The 15941-nt window shown below is 34.3% G+C and carries 16 protein-coding genes; 8 read left to right on the forward strand and 8 right to left on the reverse strand.

Going from position 1 to position 15941, the window contains the following annotated elements:
• Nucleotides 1-4: 4 nt before the first annotated feature.
• Nucleotides 5-1630 carry a S41 family peptidase gene (locus tag ACPF9A_RS10895; protein WP_424004461.1) on the forward strand — a complete coding sequence of 542 codons (1626 nt, stop codon included), beginning with the start codon at nucleotides 5-7 and terminating at the stop codon, nucleotides 1628-1630.
• Here the strand turns inward: ACPF9A_RS10895 and ACPF9A_RS10900 are convergent.
• Both ACPF9A_RS10900 and ACPF9A_RS10905 read right to left on the reverse strand, forming a co-directional pair.
• Nucleotides 1627-1830 (reverse strand): hypothetical protein, encoded by a 204-nt coding sequence (locus ACPF9A_RS10900; RefSeq protein ID WP_424004362.1) that lies wholly within the window; start codon nucleotides 1828-1830, stop codon nucleotides 1627-1629. The genes ACPF9A_RS10895 and ACPF9A_RS10900 overlap by 4 nt on opposite strands.
• A gap of 36 nt (nucleotides 1831-1866) precedes the next feature.
• The gene (locus ACPF9A_RS10905; protein WP_133685993.1) at nucleotides 1867-2445 is read right to left on the reverse strand and encodes a MarC family protein; all 579 of its coding nucleotides are present in this window, start codon (nucleotides 2443-2445) and stop codon (nucleotides 1867-1869) included.
• A 115-nt stretch (nucleotides 2446-2560) separates the two neighbouring features.
• Here ACPF9A_RS10905 and ACPF9A_RS10910 point away from each other — a divergent pair, with 115 nt between their 5' ends.
• On the forward strand, nucleotides 2561-3130 hold the full coding sequence (locus tag ACPF9A_RS10910; protein ID WP_424004364.1) for a DUF3109 family protein: 570 nt from the start codon (nucleotides 2561-2563) through the stop codon (nucleotides 3128-3130).
• On the opposite strand, the gene ACPF9A_RS10915 is transcribed toward ACPF9A_RS10910, so the two are convergent.
• Both ACPF9A_RS10915 and ACPF9A_RS10920 read right to left on the reverse strand, forming a co-directional pair.
• Nucleotides 3123-5060: a tetratricopeptide repeat-containing sensor histidine kinase gene (locus ACPF9A_RS10915; protein ID WP_424004366.1), complete on the reverse strand. Its 1938-nt coding sequence runs from the start codon at nucleotides 5058-5060 to the stop codon at nucleotides 3123-3125. The genes ACPF9A_RS10910 and ACPF9A_RS10915 overlap by 8 nt on opposite strands.
• Nucleotides 5061-5113: 53 nt before the next feature.
• Complete coding sequence (locus ACPF9A_RS10920; RefSeq protein WP_424004368.1) at nucleotides 5114-5848, reverse strand: LytR/AlgR family response regulator transcription factor; 735 nt, start codon at nucleotides 5846-5848, stop codon at nucleotides 5114-5116.
• Between the two features lie 325 nt (nucleotides 5849-6173).
• Here ACPF9A_RS10920 and ACPF9A_RS10925 point away from each other — a divergent pair, with 325 nt between their 5' ends.
• Nucleotides 6174-6296, forward strand: a complete 123-nt coding sequence (locus ACPF9A_RS10925) for a hypothetical protein (RefSeq protein WP_424004370.1) — start codon at nucleotides 6174-6176, stop codon at nucleotides 6294-6296.
• Between the two features lie 21 nt (nucleotides 6297-6317).
• A complete protein-coding gene (locus ACPF9A_RS10930; RefSeq protein ID WP_424004372.1) occupies nucleotides 6318-6875 on the forward strand; it encodes a hypothetical protein in 558 nt (185 codons plus the stop codon).
• Nucleotides 6876-7880: 1005 nt separating this feature from the next.
• Here the strand turns inward: ACPF9A_RS10930 and ACPF9A_RS10935 are convergent.
• The 3 genes from ACPF9A_RS10935 to ACPF9A_RS10945 all read right to left on the reverse strand — a co-directional run bounded on the left by ACPF9A_RS10935 (nucleotide 7881) and on the right by ACPF9A_RS10945 (nucleotide 11239).
• On the reverse strand, nucleotides 7881-8804 hold the full coding sequence (locus ACPF9A_RS10935) for a hydroxypyruvate isomerase family protein (protein WP_424004374.1): 924 nt from the start codon (nucleotides 8802-8804) through the stop codon (nucleotides 7881-7883).
• Between the two features lie 78 nt (nucleotides 8805-8882).
• Complete coding sequence (locus tag ACPF9A_RS10940) at nucleotides 8883-9530, reverse strand: gluconate 2-dehydrogenase subunit 3 family protein (protein WP_424004376.1); 648 nt, start codon at nucleotides 9528-9530, stop codon at nucleotides 8883-8885.
• Nucleotides 9530-11239 carry a GMC oxidoreductase gene (locus ACPF9A_RS10945; RefSeq protein ID WP_424004378.1) on the reverse strand — a complete coding sequence of 570 codons (1710 nt, stop codon included), beginning with the start codon at nucleotides 11237-11239 and terminating at the stop codon, nucleotides 9530-9532. The genes ACPF9A_RS10940 and ACPF9A_RS10945 overlap by 1 nt, the downstream gene beginning before the upstream one ends.
• 172 nt (nucleotides 11240-11411) lie before the next feature.
• Between ACPF9A_RS10945 and ACPF9A_RS10950 the strand changes: the two genes are divergently transcribed.
• From ACPF9A_RS10950 to ACPF9A_RS10965, 4 genes are all read left to right on the forward strand, one after another.
• Nucleotides 11412-12404: a sugar phosphate isomerase/epimerase family protein gene (locus ACPF9A_RS10950; RefSeq protein ID WP_424004380.1), complete on the forward strand. Its 993-nt coding sequence runs from the start codon at nucleotides 11412-11414 to the stop codon at nucleotides 12402-12404.
• A 15-nt stretch (nucleotides 12405-12419) separates the two neighbouring features.
• Nucleotides 12420-12863 (forward strand): DinB family protein, encoded by a 444-nt coding sequence (locus ACPF9A_RS10955; protein WP_424004382.1) that lies wholly within the window; start codon nucleotides 12420-12422, stop codon nucleotides 12861-12863.
• Nucleotides 12864-14093, forward strand: coding sequence for a nucleoside permease (locus ACPF9A_RS10960; RefSeq protein WP_424004384.1), 1230 nt, complete (start codon nucleotides 12864-12866; stop codon nucleotides 14091-14093).
• A 166-nt stretch (nucleotides 14094-14259) separates the two neighbouring features.
• The gene (locus ACPF9A_RS10965) at nucleotides 14260-15399 is read left to right on the forward strand and encodes a Gfo/Idh/MocA family protein (protein WP_424004386.1); all 1140 of its coding nucleotides are present in this window, start codon (nucleotides 14260-14262) and stop codon (nucleotides 15397-15399) included.
• A 69-nt stretch (nucleotides 15400-15468) separates the two neighbouring features.
• Here ACPF9A_RS10965 and ACPF9A_RS10970 read toward each other — a convergent pair whose 3' ends face one another.
• A complete protein-coding gene (locus tag ACPF9A_RS10970; protein ID WP_423996820.1) occupies nucleotides 15469-15930 on the reverse strand; it encodes an ASCH domain-containing protein in 462 nt (153 codons plus the stop codon).
• Nucleotides 15931-15941 lie beyond the last annotated feature (11 nt).

Here is a 15941-nt window from a genome sequence, read left to right on the forward strand (position 1 = left end):
AATGATGAATAAAAAATACAGTTCTCTTCTACCACTAATTATCGCTTCTGCGCTTGCATTAGGGTTTTTTGTTGGCGGAAAACTGAATTTTAATGACTCTCCAGAACGTTTATTTTCTACGAATTCTAAAAAAGACAAACTCAACAGACTTATAGATTATATCGACTATGAATATGTAGATGATGTAAACACCGATAGTATTGTTGATGTTACCGTTAATAGCATTCTAGAAAAACTCGACCCGCATTCCGTATATATTTCTGAAAAAGAAATGTCTGGGGTAACCGAAAATATGAAAGGCGATTTTGTAGGTATAGGTATTAACTTTTATGCTTATCAAGATACTATTGCCGTTATTAAAACGGTTAAAGATGGTCCAAGTTTCGTTAAAGGAATTTTACCTGGTGATCGTATTCTAATGGCTGATAACGATACGCTTTATGGCAAAGACTTCCCGAGCGAGGTTATTGTAGAAAAATTAAAAGGGAAAGAGGGTACATCTCTTGATCTTACTGTTTTTAGAAAGTCTGAAAATCGCACATTCAAGGTTAAGGTAAAGCGTGGTATTGTTCCTTTAAAAAGTGTTGATGCCTTTTATATGCTTACTAAAGACATTGGTTATATAAAAGTAAATCGCTTTGCAGAATCTACTTATAAAGAGTTTAAAGATGCCTTGGTGAATTTACAGAAACGCGGCGCCAAAAAATTAGTGCTCGATTTAAGGGATAACCCAGGCGGCTATTTAGGTATGGCCGAAGAAATGGCAGATGAATTTTTAGAGGACGGTAAGCTAATCTTGTTTACTAAAAATAAAAAAGGAAAAATCAATAAGAGCTTTGCGACCGATGAAGGTAGCTTTGAAGATAAACCAATTTATGTGCTCATCAATGAAAGGTCTGCTTCTGCTAGTGAAATTGTAGCGGGTGCTTTGCAAGATAATGATGTAGGTACCATTGTTGGTCGACGTTCGTTCGGTAAAGGTCTGGTGCAACGAGAAATGGCTTTAGGCGATGGCTCGGCTGTTAGACTTACAGTTTCTAGATATTACACACCTACTGGTAGAAGTATTCAAAAAACTTATGCCAACGGTACTAAAGATTACTATCAACGTTTTACAGATAGATTTCATAGCGGAGAAATGATCTCTGTTGATAGTATTAAAGTAGCAGACTCATTGAAGTTTACCACTCCGAAAGGAAAAGTGGTATATGGCGGTGGCGGTATTATACCTGATGTATTTGTACCTATCGGCAGCAATGAGGAGGAAGCTGTTGAGAGTATGGATAATTTAGGATTTTTATCCTTTTTCGTATTTGAACATTTAGATGAGGATAGAGAAAGATATGCTCAATATACCCAAGAAGAATTTGTAAACGATTTTAAAGTAGATGATATCCTTTTTGAAAGGTTTGTACAATACTCTGTAGATAGAAATCTAAGAATGAATTTCTACGATTATGAGCAAAGCATCAAAAGATATTTAAAAGCGAATATTGCCGAACAGTTGTTTAATACCAATATTCACGCAAAAATAAAGGCAGATGATGATTTAATGCTTCAAAAAGTATTGGAATTGGATGGTGCTGGAATACAGCAACAAGCATCTGGTGTAATTAAAGCCATTAATTAATCATTTTTCATTTTATCTTGAATCTTCTTGCTGGTAACGAATACCAAAAGAAGTACAATAGCGCATAAAGAAGCCATAATGCCAATCAATGCGATAGTACTATTTTTCTCAAAAGGGTCGGCAAAATTCACCAGTGTTACATTATAGGCTATAAGTGCTATTGCAACTACTATAAAAATTATGGATAATGTCTTGCTCATAAACTTGTTTTTATAAAAATACAACCTTCTAGTGGTCTAAAAAAGCTGGTTAATGTTAGCTGCGAATAATTTAACAGCAATTGCCATAAGAATAACACCGAATACTTTTCTAATTACGTTTACTCCGTTTTTACCTAACATCTTTTCAATTTTTACAGATGATTTTAGAACTATAAACACGAAGATGATGTTAATGATGATGGCCACAATAATATTTTCTACAAAATATTCAGCTCTTAACGACAGTAAAGAGGTAAGTGTACCTGCACCTGCAATTAATGGGAATGCAATAGGTACAATAGAAGCACTTTCTGGTTCATCATCTTTGTATAATTGAATACCTAAAATCATTTCAATAGCTAAAAAGAATATGATGAATGCACCGGCAACAGCAAATGAATTTACATCGATGCCTATAAGGTTTAAGATTTCCTCTCCAAGAAATAAAAATGCTACCATAATAACGGCTGCAACTACAGATGCCTTTTCAGATTGAATATGGCCTACCTTTTTTCTGAGCCCGATAATAATAGGAATACTACCCAAAATATCAATAACGGCAAATAGCACCATACTGGCGGTAGCGATCTCTCTTAAATCAAAATGAAATTCCATCCTTCAAATTTTTTGCAAATTTACGTTTATAAATACGCACTTAGATGTTTATTCTTAAAATATTCTAAGACCAATGCCTTTTAAAAAATGTATCTTGCGCCCTTTAAATTAGGTCATGTTTCAATTAGGGAAAACCATAGTATCTGAAGAAATAATCGAGAGAGATTTTGTTTGCAACCTTAGCGCTTGTAAAGGTGGCTGTTGTGTTGATGGTGAAGCGGGTGCACCTGTCGAAGATGCTGAAACCGAAATCATGGTTGATATCTACGCCAAAGTAAAACCATTTTTGAGACCAGAAGGTATTGCCGTTATTGAAAAAGAAGGTGCTTTTGTTAAGGGTGAAGACGGTGAATGGGAAACACCGCTAGTAAATGGCAGCGAGTGTGCTTATGTCATTTTTGATGATAAAAAAATTGCCAAATGCGGTATTGAAGAGGCTTACAACCAAGGTAAAATTAAGTGGAAAAAACCTGTATCTTGTCATTTGTACCCTATTCGAGTGCGAGAATATACCGAACTAACTGCTGTAAATTACCATAAGTGGCAAATATGTGATCCTGCATGTGCTTTAGGTGAAGAATTAAAGGTGCCTGTTTACAAATTTGTAAAAGAAGCCTTAATTAGAAAATTCGGTGAACCTTGGTATAATGAATTAGAGGAGGTCGCAAAAGATCATCTTAAATAGTCGGGATATATATAACGATCTGCGTACCGATAGCGTTAGTATCGTCATCGAATTTATCAATGATGTCTACATGAAAAAAGTTTTCGTAATCACGAGAAAAATTTGCCAGTCGCTCTTTTGTAATATCGATACCTACAGATTTTCTCTTAAGAACTTTACTGTACTTTATTTTTTCAGCTGCATCGCGACCCACACCATTATCGGTAATGATTATTTCAATAAAGCCGCTTTTACCTTTCTTTACGACTAAGTCAATATTTTTAACTCCATCTTTAGATGATAACCCATGCCAAAGGGCATTTTCTAAAAACGGTTGAAGAATCAATGAAGGTATCTTTATATTATGGGTATTAATACCATCTTTTATATCAATAACGAAATTGATTTCATTAGAAAATCTAATATTTTCAATGTTCATATAAAGTGCTACTGTTTCTAATTCTTCTGCTAGTGAGATTTCTCGCTGCGACGATGCTTCTAAAATTTTACGCACCAACTTAGAGAACTTGTTTAGGTAGTGTACCGCATTCTTTTTCTCGTTATTAATGATATACAACTTTATCGAATTTAAAGAATTGAACAAAAAATGCGGATTCATTTGACTGCGCAACATACTTTGCTCTAATGTCAATAGTTTTTTCTCGGCATTTAATTGACTTTGCCTATATAGAATATACAAAATGCCTACAAGTAATATTAAGAAGATACCAATGATAAGCAGCATGGTTCTATTATTTTTTAACTTCAACCTTACCGATTCATTTTCTTCAGCTAACCGCTCTAATTGATTGGCTCTCATTTGAGATTCGTAACGCAGAATCATATCATTTACATAACGTAGATTTAGAGAGTTGGTAATGCGTTCTTCATATTTTCTAGATTCTTTAAAATAAAGCATACCTTTTTGGTAGTCATCTCGTTTGATCCAAAGTTCAGATAAGAATTTGTTAGCTTCCGCTATTTCCGCATTGAAATCATTTGATTTTGCTAGGCTTAAACCAGATTCTAAATTTGTTTCTGCTGCTTCATAATCTCCTAAGCGAATTAAAGCCCATCCTAAGTTTATATAAATGGTGGTGATAATTTTTTGATCGCCAAGAGAAATTGCTTTTATTAAGTTATTCTCTAAAATTGTGATAGCTTCTTTGATCTTGCCCATGTGAACATAGACATGTGCTATACTATAATTACATATGATTTTTCCGCGATTAGAATCAATTATTTCATTGTAAACAAGTGCTTTTCTAAATTTTTTTAGAGCGGGTTCTAGCTTTCCTTGATACTCATAACATTCACCTAAATTTTGATGGCTAATGGCAAGTCCTTGTTTATCTTCCAATTCTTTTTGAAGAGCCATCGATCTTTCATATTTTTCAATGGCCAAATCGTACTGTTCTAGCATCTGGTAGATTCCGCCAATACTATTTAAAGAAATGGTGATGCTTTTTTTTAATTCGATATTAGGTTCAATGACAGTTTCGGCTAATTCTAATGCTTCTTGGCTGTAATCTAATGCCGATTTTACGGCATCTGTACGGCTGTAAACTGTACTTAACATATTTAAAGCATATACCCTAAATTCAATATTATCAGCTTCAGTCGATCCTTCTAAAGCTTTTTGATATAGTTCAAGGGCTTTTGGGTAAATAGCTAACTCTCGATATATATTACCTAATTCAATTAATGCGTAGGTTTCGCCAGAAAGATACTTTTTAGTTGTACTTCTTTGTTCTATGTAGCGCAAAGCAATGCTGTCATTATTAAATGGAGCTAAGATCGTTTGTATCTGTTGATAGTCTTTCGGAGTTTTTGAAAGCAGGCTATCTACTATACCTTTTAAATTTCCGGGTATATCTTGAGAGTAACTATGGTGTGATAGCACTAATATGTACAAGAATAAAAATAGAAATTTGAACTTTAATTTATACACTATAATTTTTAAAAGTAAGCTTAAGATTTATGTGAGAAAGGTCTATAGAATGACTACAGCATGTCTAAAAAATCAGATTTCTTTTGTCTAGATACCGGTATTTTATGATTTGATTTTAATACCACGTAACCATCTGTTTTCAAGAATTCTTTTATTTTATTGAGATTGATTATGTACGAATTATGAATCCTAAAAAAAGAATCTGCCGGAAGTAATTCGTTGACTTCCTTTAATTTTTTGGTAAGTACTATTTTTTGACCGTCGGTTAAAAATATGGTACTGTAATTACCATCAGATTCGGCATATAGAATTTCATCACTCTCTAAAAATAACAATTTGCCATCGGTATTCAGCGTAATACGTTTATGTATTGATCTAGAGTTATAATTTAAAAGTGCCTTTTCTAACTTTTCGACAGAAAAATTCTTGCTATTGAATTTTTTTATCTTAACTATAGTTTCTTCTAAATCATCGGTATCGATAGGTTTTAAAAGATAATCTAGCGCTTGGCTTTTGATAGCTTTTAAGGCATATTGATTATAGGCAGTAGTGATAACAACAGGAAAATTTTTGTTGGTAAGTTTTCTAATGAATTGAAAACCATCCATAGTGGGCATTTCGATATCTAAAAAAAGACAATCTGGAGTATTTTTTTCTAAGTATGAAAGTGCTTCGTTTGGGTTGGTAAACGATGCTATTACATTTATTTCATCGCTGAAATTTGTAAGCTCCCAGGTTAAGCTTTGTAGTGCTTTAATTTCATCATCGACGATAACAGCTTGTAACATAAAAGATCGGGTATCAAGTTAGAAAGTTATGAAAATTTACGGGTATGTGGGGCTTTCCACTGCTATTTTGTATCAATGGATGTAATTTTAGTGTAATCGGTATATAAAGAGTTAAAGGTGTGTGAGCTTTTTAAATCATCACTTTTAGAAGGAAAAAGATTACAAAAATGGATTTTCTTAAATTTCGTGAGAATTTCGTTTTCCGATTATACATAAAAGGATACAGGTTATACAATATAGACCTATGCTTTTTCAGCTTAAAATTATCTTTAGCAAAGAACTTCAGTATGTTATAGATGAAATTAACATGAAAAAGTGCGGTATAATGTTAGCATTATTTATAGTGGCTTTATTGGTCGCTTCGCAGTTTATGCAAGATGAAGACGGTTTAAATGAAAATATGACCGTAGCATTAGAGGTTCAGAATCAAAATATTGACAGACCATGACTATAACTAATTCTTACAACTATGTTTAAGATATTTCAGGTTATAGGCAAATCATTGAAAATGTTTTTTTTCGGTATTGTACCATTTTTTTTGCTTGCTGGTGGGTCTAAAGGTGATGTAGAAAGATTAAAAGTTGAAAATGGCACTTATAATTTTACTATTAATGGTCAATTAAGTTTTCAATTAGAAGGTTTGGCAACCTTTAAAAATAGTGTTGAGGAAGATAAATTCGGTAATTCGATGAACAGATTGTTATTGAATTTTACTTCTAGTGATAATGTTAAGATGCAAAATTTAGAATTTATAATAGCTTCTAAAACAAAAAAGAATCATGGTGTGCCGGTAGGTGTACATAAAATAAAAAATTTAGACCGTTTACTGAATAAGTTTAGCGGTGTGTATGGTTTTGCAGATTTAGGTAGTGTTAGCGAACTACCTTTCTTTATAAAATCGGGTGATATAATTATCACCGAATATTATTCTGACCATGTCGATGGTAGGTTAGAAGTACAATTAGAAAATGCAAATGGAGAATCTTTGAATGTTAAAGGTTCTTTTAATGCTGATATAAAAGTTTAAAATTTAGTACGGTTCTTTATAGGGTAGTGTATGTTATCTTATATCTAATGTTTGAGCGCCAAAACAGTATAACTACGATTCGTCGTAGATTACATTCTAAGAAAAGGTTTCGGGGGAACTACCTTTATTAGACTTGGTGGGCATTTTTCATAATAGAAGCATTAGTGGGGCCGTACATTTTTTATTTCAAGTGATAATTTAAATGCCAATTTTTCATCTTCAGTGGCAATTTCAAAAGGAGTAATAATATTCCTGTATTCTTTAACTTAGAGTCTTTTAGTGTTACTTTTTTTCTAATATTTTAGAAGTAATATTTGAATTACTTGGAGTATAATTTTAAAAAAATCACATTCGCTTCATTAAGTCTAGTGACTTCCGTAAGAAATAAAAGTAATGATGGCTAATGCTAAATAATGGCTAGCAGATAAAAATTCTTAATTTGAAGTTTTCGCAATATATTTTTAATGAAGAGAATAAAAAAGACCCCTAAATAGGGATCTTTTTTAAATACGGCAAAGCCGAGGTTAAGTAAGGGGGTTCTTATTTATCTTTATTGATATATGGCTTTAATACAGTCGTAAATAATAACGCTGCCGCGTATATCATTAGTAAAGTGATGTAGTTTTCCATAGCTTAAGTATTAGAGTGTAAGTTATATACGTAGCAAAATCCTTTTTGGATTATGGAAATTTTATGGTATCGTTAAAAAAACTATGATACGTTAGTTTCAAAGCATTTTTAATGTTAAACCATTTATAACTTAATCTCATTTGAAATAATTCAAATGAATTGGACTTTACCTTTTTATAGATATAAAAAGATAATTTTGAGGCCAGAAGTAAACCGGCATAGACAAGTAATGTGTGTAGGTATTGGGACATATACAAAAGAACGAATAAGTAAGTAAATTCTTACATATTAAAATGTATTTCATCGAAAAAGTGATAACTATTCGATGAAATACATTTTTGGTGCTGTTGTTATGTGCTTAGTCTATAGATTGTATTAAAGAAAACTATCTACTTTTTGGTAGGCTTCAATTACAGCAAGCTCACCTTCTTTGCCATCTCTAGAATTACCATGTTCCATACCGAGTATTCCAGTAAAGCCTTGCTCATGTATCCATTTAAATACATTATGGTAATTGATTTCACCAGTAGTTGGTTCTTTTCGGCCTGGGTTATCGCCTATTTGAATATAAGCAATCTCTGACCAAGAAGCTTCCATATTCGGGATCAGATTCCCTTCTTGAATTTGTTGATGGTATATATCAAATAAAATTTTACAGGAAGGTGAATTAACCGCTCTGCAGATTTCAAATGCTTGAGGCGAATCGGTCAAAAATAATCCTGGGTGATTTCTGAAATTCAATGGCTCTAAAACCATGGTAATATTATGTGGTTCTAATAGGGCAGATGCTTGTCTAAGGCTCTCTACAACATAGGTAGTTTGATAGCCCATTCGTAATTTTAGGTCTACATGACCTGGAACTACGGTCATCCATTTTGCATTTACGCGTTTGGCTACTTCAATTGAGCTTTTTATATCATTTAAAAACTCTTCTCTTTTAGTTAAATCTCCAGAGGCTAGATTCGGTGTTGTCCAATGAATTTCATGGGCAACAAAAACACCCATTTCAATACCCCGTTTTTTCATTGTCGCCGCCATTTGTTCTTGCTGTTCTATGGGGCGTTTACGCATCTCATTATCTTCAAAAGCGGTAAAACCTTGATCAGCCATATAGTTTAATTGATCAATAGGATCATCGCCAGCAAGGTTTTTGAACATACCTAAGTGCGGAGCATACTTTAAATTGTATGTATATGCTGCGGTAGAATTTTTTAGCGTATTGGCAAATGTTACGCTACTCGCTACAGAAAGTGCGCCAGTACTTAAGGCCGTTTTTTGAATAAAACTTCTTCTTTTCATATGTAGTGTTTTAAAATGAAAATAGCCAAGAGCGATACATTATCATGCCCTTGGCTATTAGATTAAACTGTTATTAGGTTATAAGGACCATGCCTTGCCACCTGTAAGCTCTTGTAGATCTCCACATGGCACATATTCGCCAGGTACAGGTAAGTAAGCTAAAACTTCTTCACCAACATATTCAGAAGCTTTATAGCCCCAAATAGTCATACCTCTTAAATTGTTCGCAAAAGCAAATCTAGAGACCTCGTCATCTAACTCTGCAGTTTCCCCTTCAGCAATAGCTTCTGTGTAGCTATTTATAGATTTAGACATTTCTGTTTGTTGATCTTTGGTATATTTTAAAGAACTTGCTAAAACTGGTTCTAAATCTTCAACAGTTAAATCTTCAGCTTTTTCTTTACCAGAATCTGCCAAGGCTTTATTTATAAATTTATTCATAGACATTTTAAGGAAATCTTGTTGTTCCGTTTCCATTACGTCTTTGGCAAATTTGTCAATAAATATGTCAACTTGTACTTCTATGGCAGAAGGTGTATCAGTTTTCGGCAAAATAATATCTACCAATTTAGAAAGTACCGACCCTTCGTTTTGACTTAAAAATTCAGGTGTCCAGGTAATTGCTGGCTCACTTTTACAACTTTGTACTATTGATAACAAAGTTGGGGTTGCCACCATATATCCAAGTGACATACCCATATTTTTTAATACGCGTCTTCTATCCATTATATGTTTCCTTTTTTAAGTTCATTAACTGCGTGATTTGCAGCTCTGGCCGTAAAGGCCATATATGTTAGTGATGGGTTTACACAACTAGCAGAGGTCATAAACGATCCATCTGTTACATAAACATTTCGTACATCGTGCAATTGGTTATTCCCGTTTAAAACAGATGTTTTTCTGTCTCTCCCCATACGGGCAGTACCCATTTCGTGAATTCCTAAACCTAAGGCACTTTCGTTATCGTACCCTTTTACTTCTTTTAATCCAGCTTTTTCAAGCATATCAACAGCCGATTCTAAAATATCTTTACGCATTTTAAGTTCGTTCTCTTGTAGCTCAGCATCGAAAGTAACGGTTGGCAGACCCCAATTATCTAATTTGTCGTAGTCTAAGGTAAATCTGTTGTTTTCGTATGGTAATACTTCACCGAAGCCCATCATACCGAACGTCCATCCGCCTGGTTTTAAAATTGTTTCCTTTAATTCCTTACCATGAGAAAGTTCTGCGATAGAATCTTCCCAGTTACCTCTAGAGGCACCACCTTGGTATCCGAATCCTCTCTTATATTCTCTATCAGTATCTCCACCTAAGTTTCTAAATCTAGGAATATAGATTCCATTAGGCTTTCTTCCTTTATAATATTTATCATCGAATCCGTCAAATTTACCAGAAGCTCCTACTTGAAGTTGGTGGTCCATTATGTTACGGCCTAGTTGGTCAGATTCATTACCCATACCGTTAGGGAAAGTTTCTGATTTCGATTGCATTAAAATTGAAGTAGATGCAATTGCAGAAGCACATAAGAAAATAACCTTCGCCTTAAATTCAAAAGTTTCTTTAGTATTCGCATCGATCACTTTTACACCTGTAGCTTTCTTTGTCTTTGGGTCATACATTACCTCATGTACAATCGAATCTGGTCTAAGGGTCATATTACCTGTAGCTTCTGCTGCTGGTAATGTAGATGACAAACTACTGAAGTAAGCTCCAAAAGGACACCCTCTTATACATCTGTTTCTAAATTGACATTTACTTCTACCGTCAAATTGTTTTGTTCCGGTTAGGTGTGCTACTCTACCTGCGGTAACTACACGACCATCAAAATTCTCGGCTACTTTTTCTCTAAAAACTTGTTCTACACAATTTAGATCCATCATTGGTAAAAATTGACCATCTGGCAATTGATCTAAACCTAAGTTTTCACCACTTACTCCAATAAAAGTTTCCACTTTATCGTACCAAGGTGCGATGTCTTTATAACGAACTGGCCAATCTACGGCAATGTTCTCTTTTTTGTTAGCTTCAAAATCTAAGTCACCTAAACGGTAGCTTTGACGACCCCATTGCAGCGAACGACCACCTAAGTGATACCCTCGCATCCAATCGAATCTTTTTGTTTCGTTGTATGGGTGCTTTAAATCATTAACAAACCACATATTACTTGCTTGGTTTGTAGTATAACCTGTTCTATTTTGCTTTGGTTGTTGTTCTATGATTTCTTTGGTCGGTTCACCTGCATTAGGAAAATCCCAAGGATCTTTATTTGCCGTTTCGTAATCTTCTATATGCTTTACCATTCGACCACGTTCTAAAACCAGTGTTTTAAGACCTGCCTCGCATAGTTCTTTTGCGGCCCAACCACCACTTATTCCTGTTCCTACGACAATTGCGTCATACGACTCTTGTTCTTCGTTATAATAAAATTTGCTCATAAAAGTTGTTTATTCTCTAAATTTATTAAATATAAAATTAATTCTATACATTTAATGTCCATTCTTCTTGCGAAATTCTCTAAAACAGGTATCTAGTTAGATTAATGTACCTATTCATAATTTTAACGCTAGCAAATAGCGTTATATTTCAAACAACAACAAACTACCAAAAATGAAAAGAAAAAAATTTATCCGTTTGGCCTCTACTGTGGCCATTGGAATTTCGTTACTAGGAACTTACGGTTGTAAGGAAACAAAGAAAGAAAAAGTAGAAAATTCTGAAGTCGTTGCAAATAACAGTACTGAAGAACCTTTTTTCGAATTATCATTGGCACAATGGTCTATGCATAAAATGATCAATGAAGACGGGGTTGATCCCTATTCTTTTGCCGAGAAAGCAAAAAACTGGGGGTTTACAGGTCTAGAATATGTTAGTCAACTCTATAATCCAGAATTGGCAGATGCTGGTTATTCTGAGGAAGCAATGGCAAATTTTGTGGCAAAATCTAATGCAGAGGCTGAAAAATACGGAATGAAGAATGTGTTGATCATGATAGATGGTCAAGGAAATTTAGCGGTTAATGACGAGGCTGAAAGAAACGAGACAGTAGAAAAGCATAAAAAATGGGTAGATGCAGCAGCAGCGATGGGTTGCCATGCTATTCGAGTTAACCTTAATGGTAGTAATGTGCCAGAAGAATGGATAAAAAATTCTGTCGACGGACTTACAAATTTAGCGACTTATGCAAAAACCAAAAATATTAATATTTTGGTAGAAAACCATGGCGGATTATCATCTAACGGTGAACTACATGCTCAGGTGATGAAAACCGTTAATATGGATAACTGTGGAAGCTTACCTGATTTTGGAAATTTCTGTATGGAACGTAAACCAGAAAGTCGGGACTGTTTAAAAGAGTATGATAAGTATAAAGGTGTTAAAGAATTAATGCCATATGCTAAGGCCGTTAGTGCAAAATCTAACAATTTCGATGCTGACGGGAATGATACTGGTATCGATTATGTTCAGATGTTAAAAATTGTAAAAGAAGCAGGTTATACCGGTTTTATAGGTGTAGAATTCGAAGGTTCTGAAATCAGTGAAGAAGCAGGTATTATTGCTACTAGAGATCTTTTGTTGAAAGCAGCAAAAGAAATAGAATAATCAAGAGTGTGATTTATGGAGACTTTTTTTAATGAAATATTCGATTATAATTTTCACTGTAATAAGAAGCTAATAGAGCAGTGTTTAGCGCTAAATACGGTTCCGCCAGAAACCATGCGTTTATTTAGCCATGTCTTGAATGCGCATCATCTTTGGAACGCGAGGGTTTTAAATAAACCTAGTGAATACGAAGTTTGGCAAGAACATGATGTAAAAAATTGGGCAGATATTCATTATGAAAATCAGCGTAGTTCATTTGAGATAGTTTCTAATGCCGATAGTTTTGATAAGCGTATTGACTATGAGAATAGCGAAGGGCGATTGTTTGCCAATACCTTGCAAGATATTCTTTTTCATATCATCAACCATTCTACTAATCATAGAGGGCAAATTGCCGTAGATTTTAGAAATAATGATGAAATTCCGATGAGTTCAGATTATGTGTATTACAAAAGATAGATGAAAAATAAAGTCAGAGCACAGCTTTGCTTCATGATGTTTCTAGAATTTTTTATCTGGGGTGCATGGTTTGTAACCCTAGGTACATTTTTAGGAAACAATTTAAAAGCAACAGACGGTGAAATAGCCTTGGCATTTTCAACACAATCATGGGGAGCTATTATTGCTCCCTTTGTTATTGGTATAATAGCCGACAGATATTTTAATGCTGAGAAAATCTTAGGAATTTTACATCTTCTAGGCGCAGTTCTTATGTATTTTATGTACCAAAGTTCTGCTTTCGATGATTTCTATATGCTGGTTCTGGTATATATGATTTTATACATGCCCACTTTGGCATTGGTAAATTCGGTTTCTTTTAATCAAATGAAAAATCCAGCAAAGGAGTTTTCTATGGTTAGAGTGTTCGGAACTGCAGGTTGGATTACTGCCGGACTCTCAATCAGTTACGTTTTTAGTTGGGATCAAGGTGAAAATATTGGGCAGGGTTTATTAAAAAATACTTTTTTAATGACTGCAATTGCATCATTAGTTTTAGGAGTGTTCAGTTTTACATTACCTAAAACACCGCCTAAAGCAGCTAGTTCAGAAAAACTAGGATTAAAAGATATTTTAGGCTTAGATTCTTTGAGTTTATTTAAGGATAAGAATTTTTTAATATTCTTTATCTCGTCAGTATTAATATGTATTCCGTTGGCATTTTACTATCAGAATGCGAATCCGTTTCTTGTTGAAATTGGGATGGATAACCCTACAGGAAAAATGACGTTAGGTCAAATTTCTGAAATTGCCTTTATGTTATTACTACCTTATTTCTTTACCAAATTCGGCTTTAAAAAAACTATTCTTGTGGCCATGGCAGCTTGGGTAGTTAGGTATTTACTATTTGCTTTTGGTGATGTTGAAGAACTTGGTTTCATGTTGATAGTAGGTATTGCACTGCATGGTATATGTTATGATTTTTTCTTTGTATCAGGGCAAATCTATACCGATAGCAAAGCAGGTGAAAAGTTCAAGAGCTCAGCACAAGGTCTTATAACATTGGCAACCTATGGTGTGGGTATGTTAATAGGTTTTTGGGTCGCAGGTAAAATATCTACCGCATATCTTTTACAAGACGGTAAACACTTGTGGAAAACGATTTGGATGTATCCGGCTGGTTTTGCGTTGGCTGTATTTATTTTGTTCGCCATTTTCTTTAAAACCGAGAAAATAGAATATCAGTCTTAGATTAATTCTTTAATTTAAACGCCTGAAAATTGTTACTTACCTAGTGGTATTTTTATTTTTAATGCCTCAATTCGGTAAGCAGTTTTCTAATTAGAACAATAATGTTCATCTGAAGAGATTTTAAACAATACCATTTTCAATAAAAACAACAACAAAAACAACAAAAATGCCAAAGAAAATACGATTAGGAATATTAGGTGGAGGAGGAGACTCATTAATAGGAGTTTTGCACAGAGTAGCATCATTCATCAATGATAATTATGAAATAACAGGTGCTGTTTTTAATCCTGATTTTGATGCCAGCATTGAATTTGCAAAAGAAATTGATGTGCCTTTAAACCGAATCTATAAAGATTTTGATACCTTAATTGAAGAGGAATTAAAATTGCCAGAAGATGAGCGTATTCAAGTATGTTCTATTCTTACCCCTAACTTTTTGCACTACCCAATGGCTAAGAAGTTGTTAGATAATGGGTTTCACGTCATTTGTGAAAAGCCGATGACCACTACGTTAGATGAAGCAAAAGACTTGCAGAAATCTCATGAGAAAGCGGGTACGGTTTTCGCTTTAACGCATACGTATACAGGTTACCCAATGGTACGCCAAATGCGCGAAATGATCAAGGCTGGTGCTTTAGGTAAAATACATAAGGTTGATGCCGTGTATTACCAAGGTTGGATCAATACTATTATTCACGACAAAGAGAAAAGATCTTCTGTTTGGAGATTAGACCCAAAGAAAGCAGGTATTAGCTCTTGTATGGGCGATATCGGTGTTCATGCTTTCAACCTTGTCGAATATACTACTGGGCTTAAAATCAACGAACTACTATGCGACTTCAACTATCTGTATGAAGATAACCAGATGGATGTTGATGGTACCGTTCTTATACGTATGGGAAACCATGTTAAAGGTGTTATTAGAGGTAGTCAAGTAGCTACTGGTGAAGAAAACGGACTTGCAATTTCAATCTATGGCGAGAAAGGTGCTTTTCGTTGGGAGCAAGAGCGCCCTAACTTCTTATATAAATTAAGCGATACTGAGCCAACACAAATATATAAGCCAGGTCATGCCTATAATTCTGCGCTGTCTTTAGATGGCACTAAACTACCAGCTGGTCACCCAGAGGGTATTTTTGATTCTATGGCAAACATCTATAAAGGTGTAGCGAAAGCAATTAGAGGACAAGAATATAATAGTGGCGAATTCCCAACCATGACAGACGGTGTTCGTGGAATGAACTTTATTGAAGCAACCGTAGATTCTCATAAAAGCGGAAATACTTGGGTAGCTTTAGAAAACTAAAGTAATTATTGAGTATAAAAAAGAGCCGCAATTTGCGGCTCTTCTTGTTATATAAGATTTAAACGATATTTAAGAATTTACCACTTTAAAATGTTGGCATACAACGATCATACTTTCTCTTGGCTCTCTTTTGAATTGTTGTAATTCCCTGGTAAAAAAATCCCAATGATATTTTTTCCAACTGTCTAATGATTTGTCTCCATTTGCTTCTAATTGAGCATAAGTTGAATCAATACTAAAATACGGTTTAAGAGAAACGGCCGTGGTGGCTACTATACATTGTGCTTCACCACTCCAATTCGTAACTACAATATAATCTCCTATTTTGGGTAAAGGTTCATTACGGTTTTGTAAACCTAGTAAAGAATGTGAAATTGCCTTTCTAGCTCCGCTCTGTATTAATCTGGCGTTTTCGTTGGCATCGTGTTCATTGTCGCCAAAATACATTGTTTTAGGTGTCTCGTGAAAGACATCTTCGAGGTGATTTTTTAAATAACTACCCCACATATTTCTGGCTGAAGCATTTTCCATAAATTGTTATT

This window comes from Maribacter sp. IgM3_T14_3 (assembly GCF_049603095.1).
In the GTDB taxonomy this organism is placed as follows: Bacteria; Bacteroidota; Bacteroidia; order Flavobacteriales; family Flavobacteriaceae; genus Maribacter.

What these genes read in the sequence shown, in the direction of transcription:
- ACPF9A_RS10895 (WP_424004461.1), top strand. Translation starts at nt 5, where the DNA reads ATGAATAAAAAATACAGTTCTCTTCTACCACTAATTATCGCTTCTGCG.
- ACPF9A_RS10900 (WP_424004362.1), bottom strand. Translation starts at nt 1,830, where the DNA reads ATGAGCAAGACATTATCCATAATTTTTATAGTAGTTGCAATAGCACTT.
- ACPF9A_RS10905 (WP_133685993.1), bottom strand. Translation starts at nt 2,445, where the DNA reads ATGGAATTTCATTTTGATTTAAGAGAGATCGCTACCGCCAGTATGGTG.
- ACPF9A_RS10910 (WP_424004364.1), top strand. Translation starts at nt 2,561, where the DNA reads ATGTTTCAATTAGGGAAAACCATAGTATCTGAAGAAATAATCGAGAGA.
- ACPF9A_RS10920 (WP_424004368.1), bottom strand. Translation starts at nt 5,848, where the DNA reads ATGTTACAAGCTGTTATCGTCGATGATGAAATTAAAGCACTACAAAGC.
- ACPF9A_RS10925 (WP_424004370.1), top strand. Translation starts at nt 6,174, where the DNA reads ATGTTAGCATTATTTATAGTGGCTTTATTGGTCGCTTCGCAGTTTATG.
- ACPF9A_RS10930 (WP_424004372.1), top strand. Translation starts at nt 6,318, where the DNA reads ATGTTTAAGATATTTCAGGTTATAGGCAAATCATTGAAAATGTTTTTT.
- ACPF9A_RS10935 (WP_424004374.1), bottom strand. Translation starts at nt 8,804, where the DNA reads ATGAAAAGAAGAAGTTTTATTCAAAAAACGGCCTTAAGTACTGGCGCA.
- ACPF9A_RS10940 (WP_424004376.1), bottom strand. Translation starts at nt 9,530, where the DNA reads ATGGATAGAAGACGCGTATTAAAAAATATGGGTATGTCACTTGGATAT.
- ACPF9A_RS10945 (WP_424004378.1), bottom strand. Translation starts at nt 11,239, where the DNA reads ATGAGCAAATTTTATTATAACGAAGAACAAGAGTCGTATGACGCAATT.
- ACPF9A_RS10950 (WP_424004380.1), top strand. Translation starts at nt 11,412, where the DNA reads ATGAAAAGAAAAAAATTTATCCGTTTGGCCTCTACTGTGGCCATTGGA.
- ACPF9A_RS10955 (WP_424004382.1), top strand. Translation starts at nt 12,420, where the DNA reads ATGGAGACTTTTTTTAATGAAATATTCGATTATAATTTTCACTGTAAT.
- ACPF9A_RS10960 (WP_424004384.1), top strand. Translation starts at nt 12,864, where the DNA reads ATGAAAAATAAAGTCAGAGCACAGCTTTGCTTCATGATGTTTCTAGAA.
- ACPF9A_RS10965 (WP_424004386.1), top strand. Translation starts at nt 14,260, where the DNA reads ATGCCAAAGAAAATACGATTAGGAATATTAGGTGGAGGAGGAGACTCA.
- ACPF9A_RS10970 (WP_423996820.1), bottom strand. Translation starts at nt 15,930, where the DNA reads ATGGAAAATGCTTCAGCCAGAAATATGTGGGGTAGTTATTTAAAAAAT.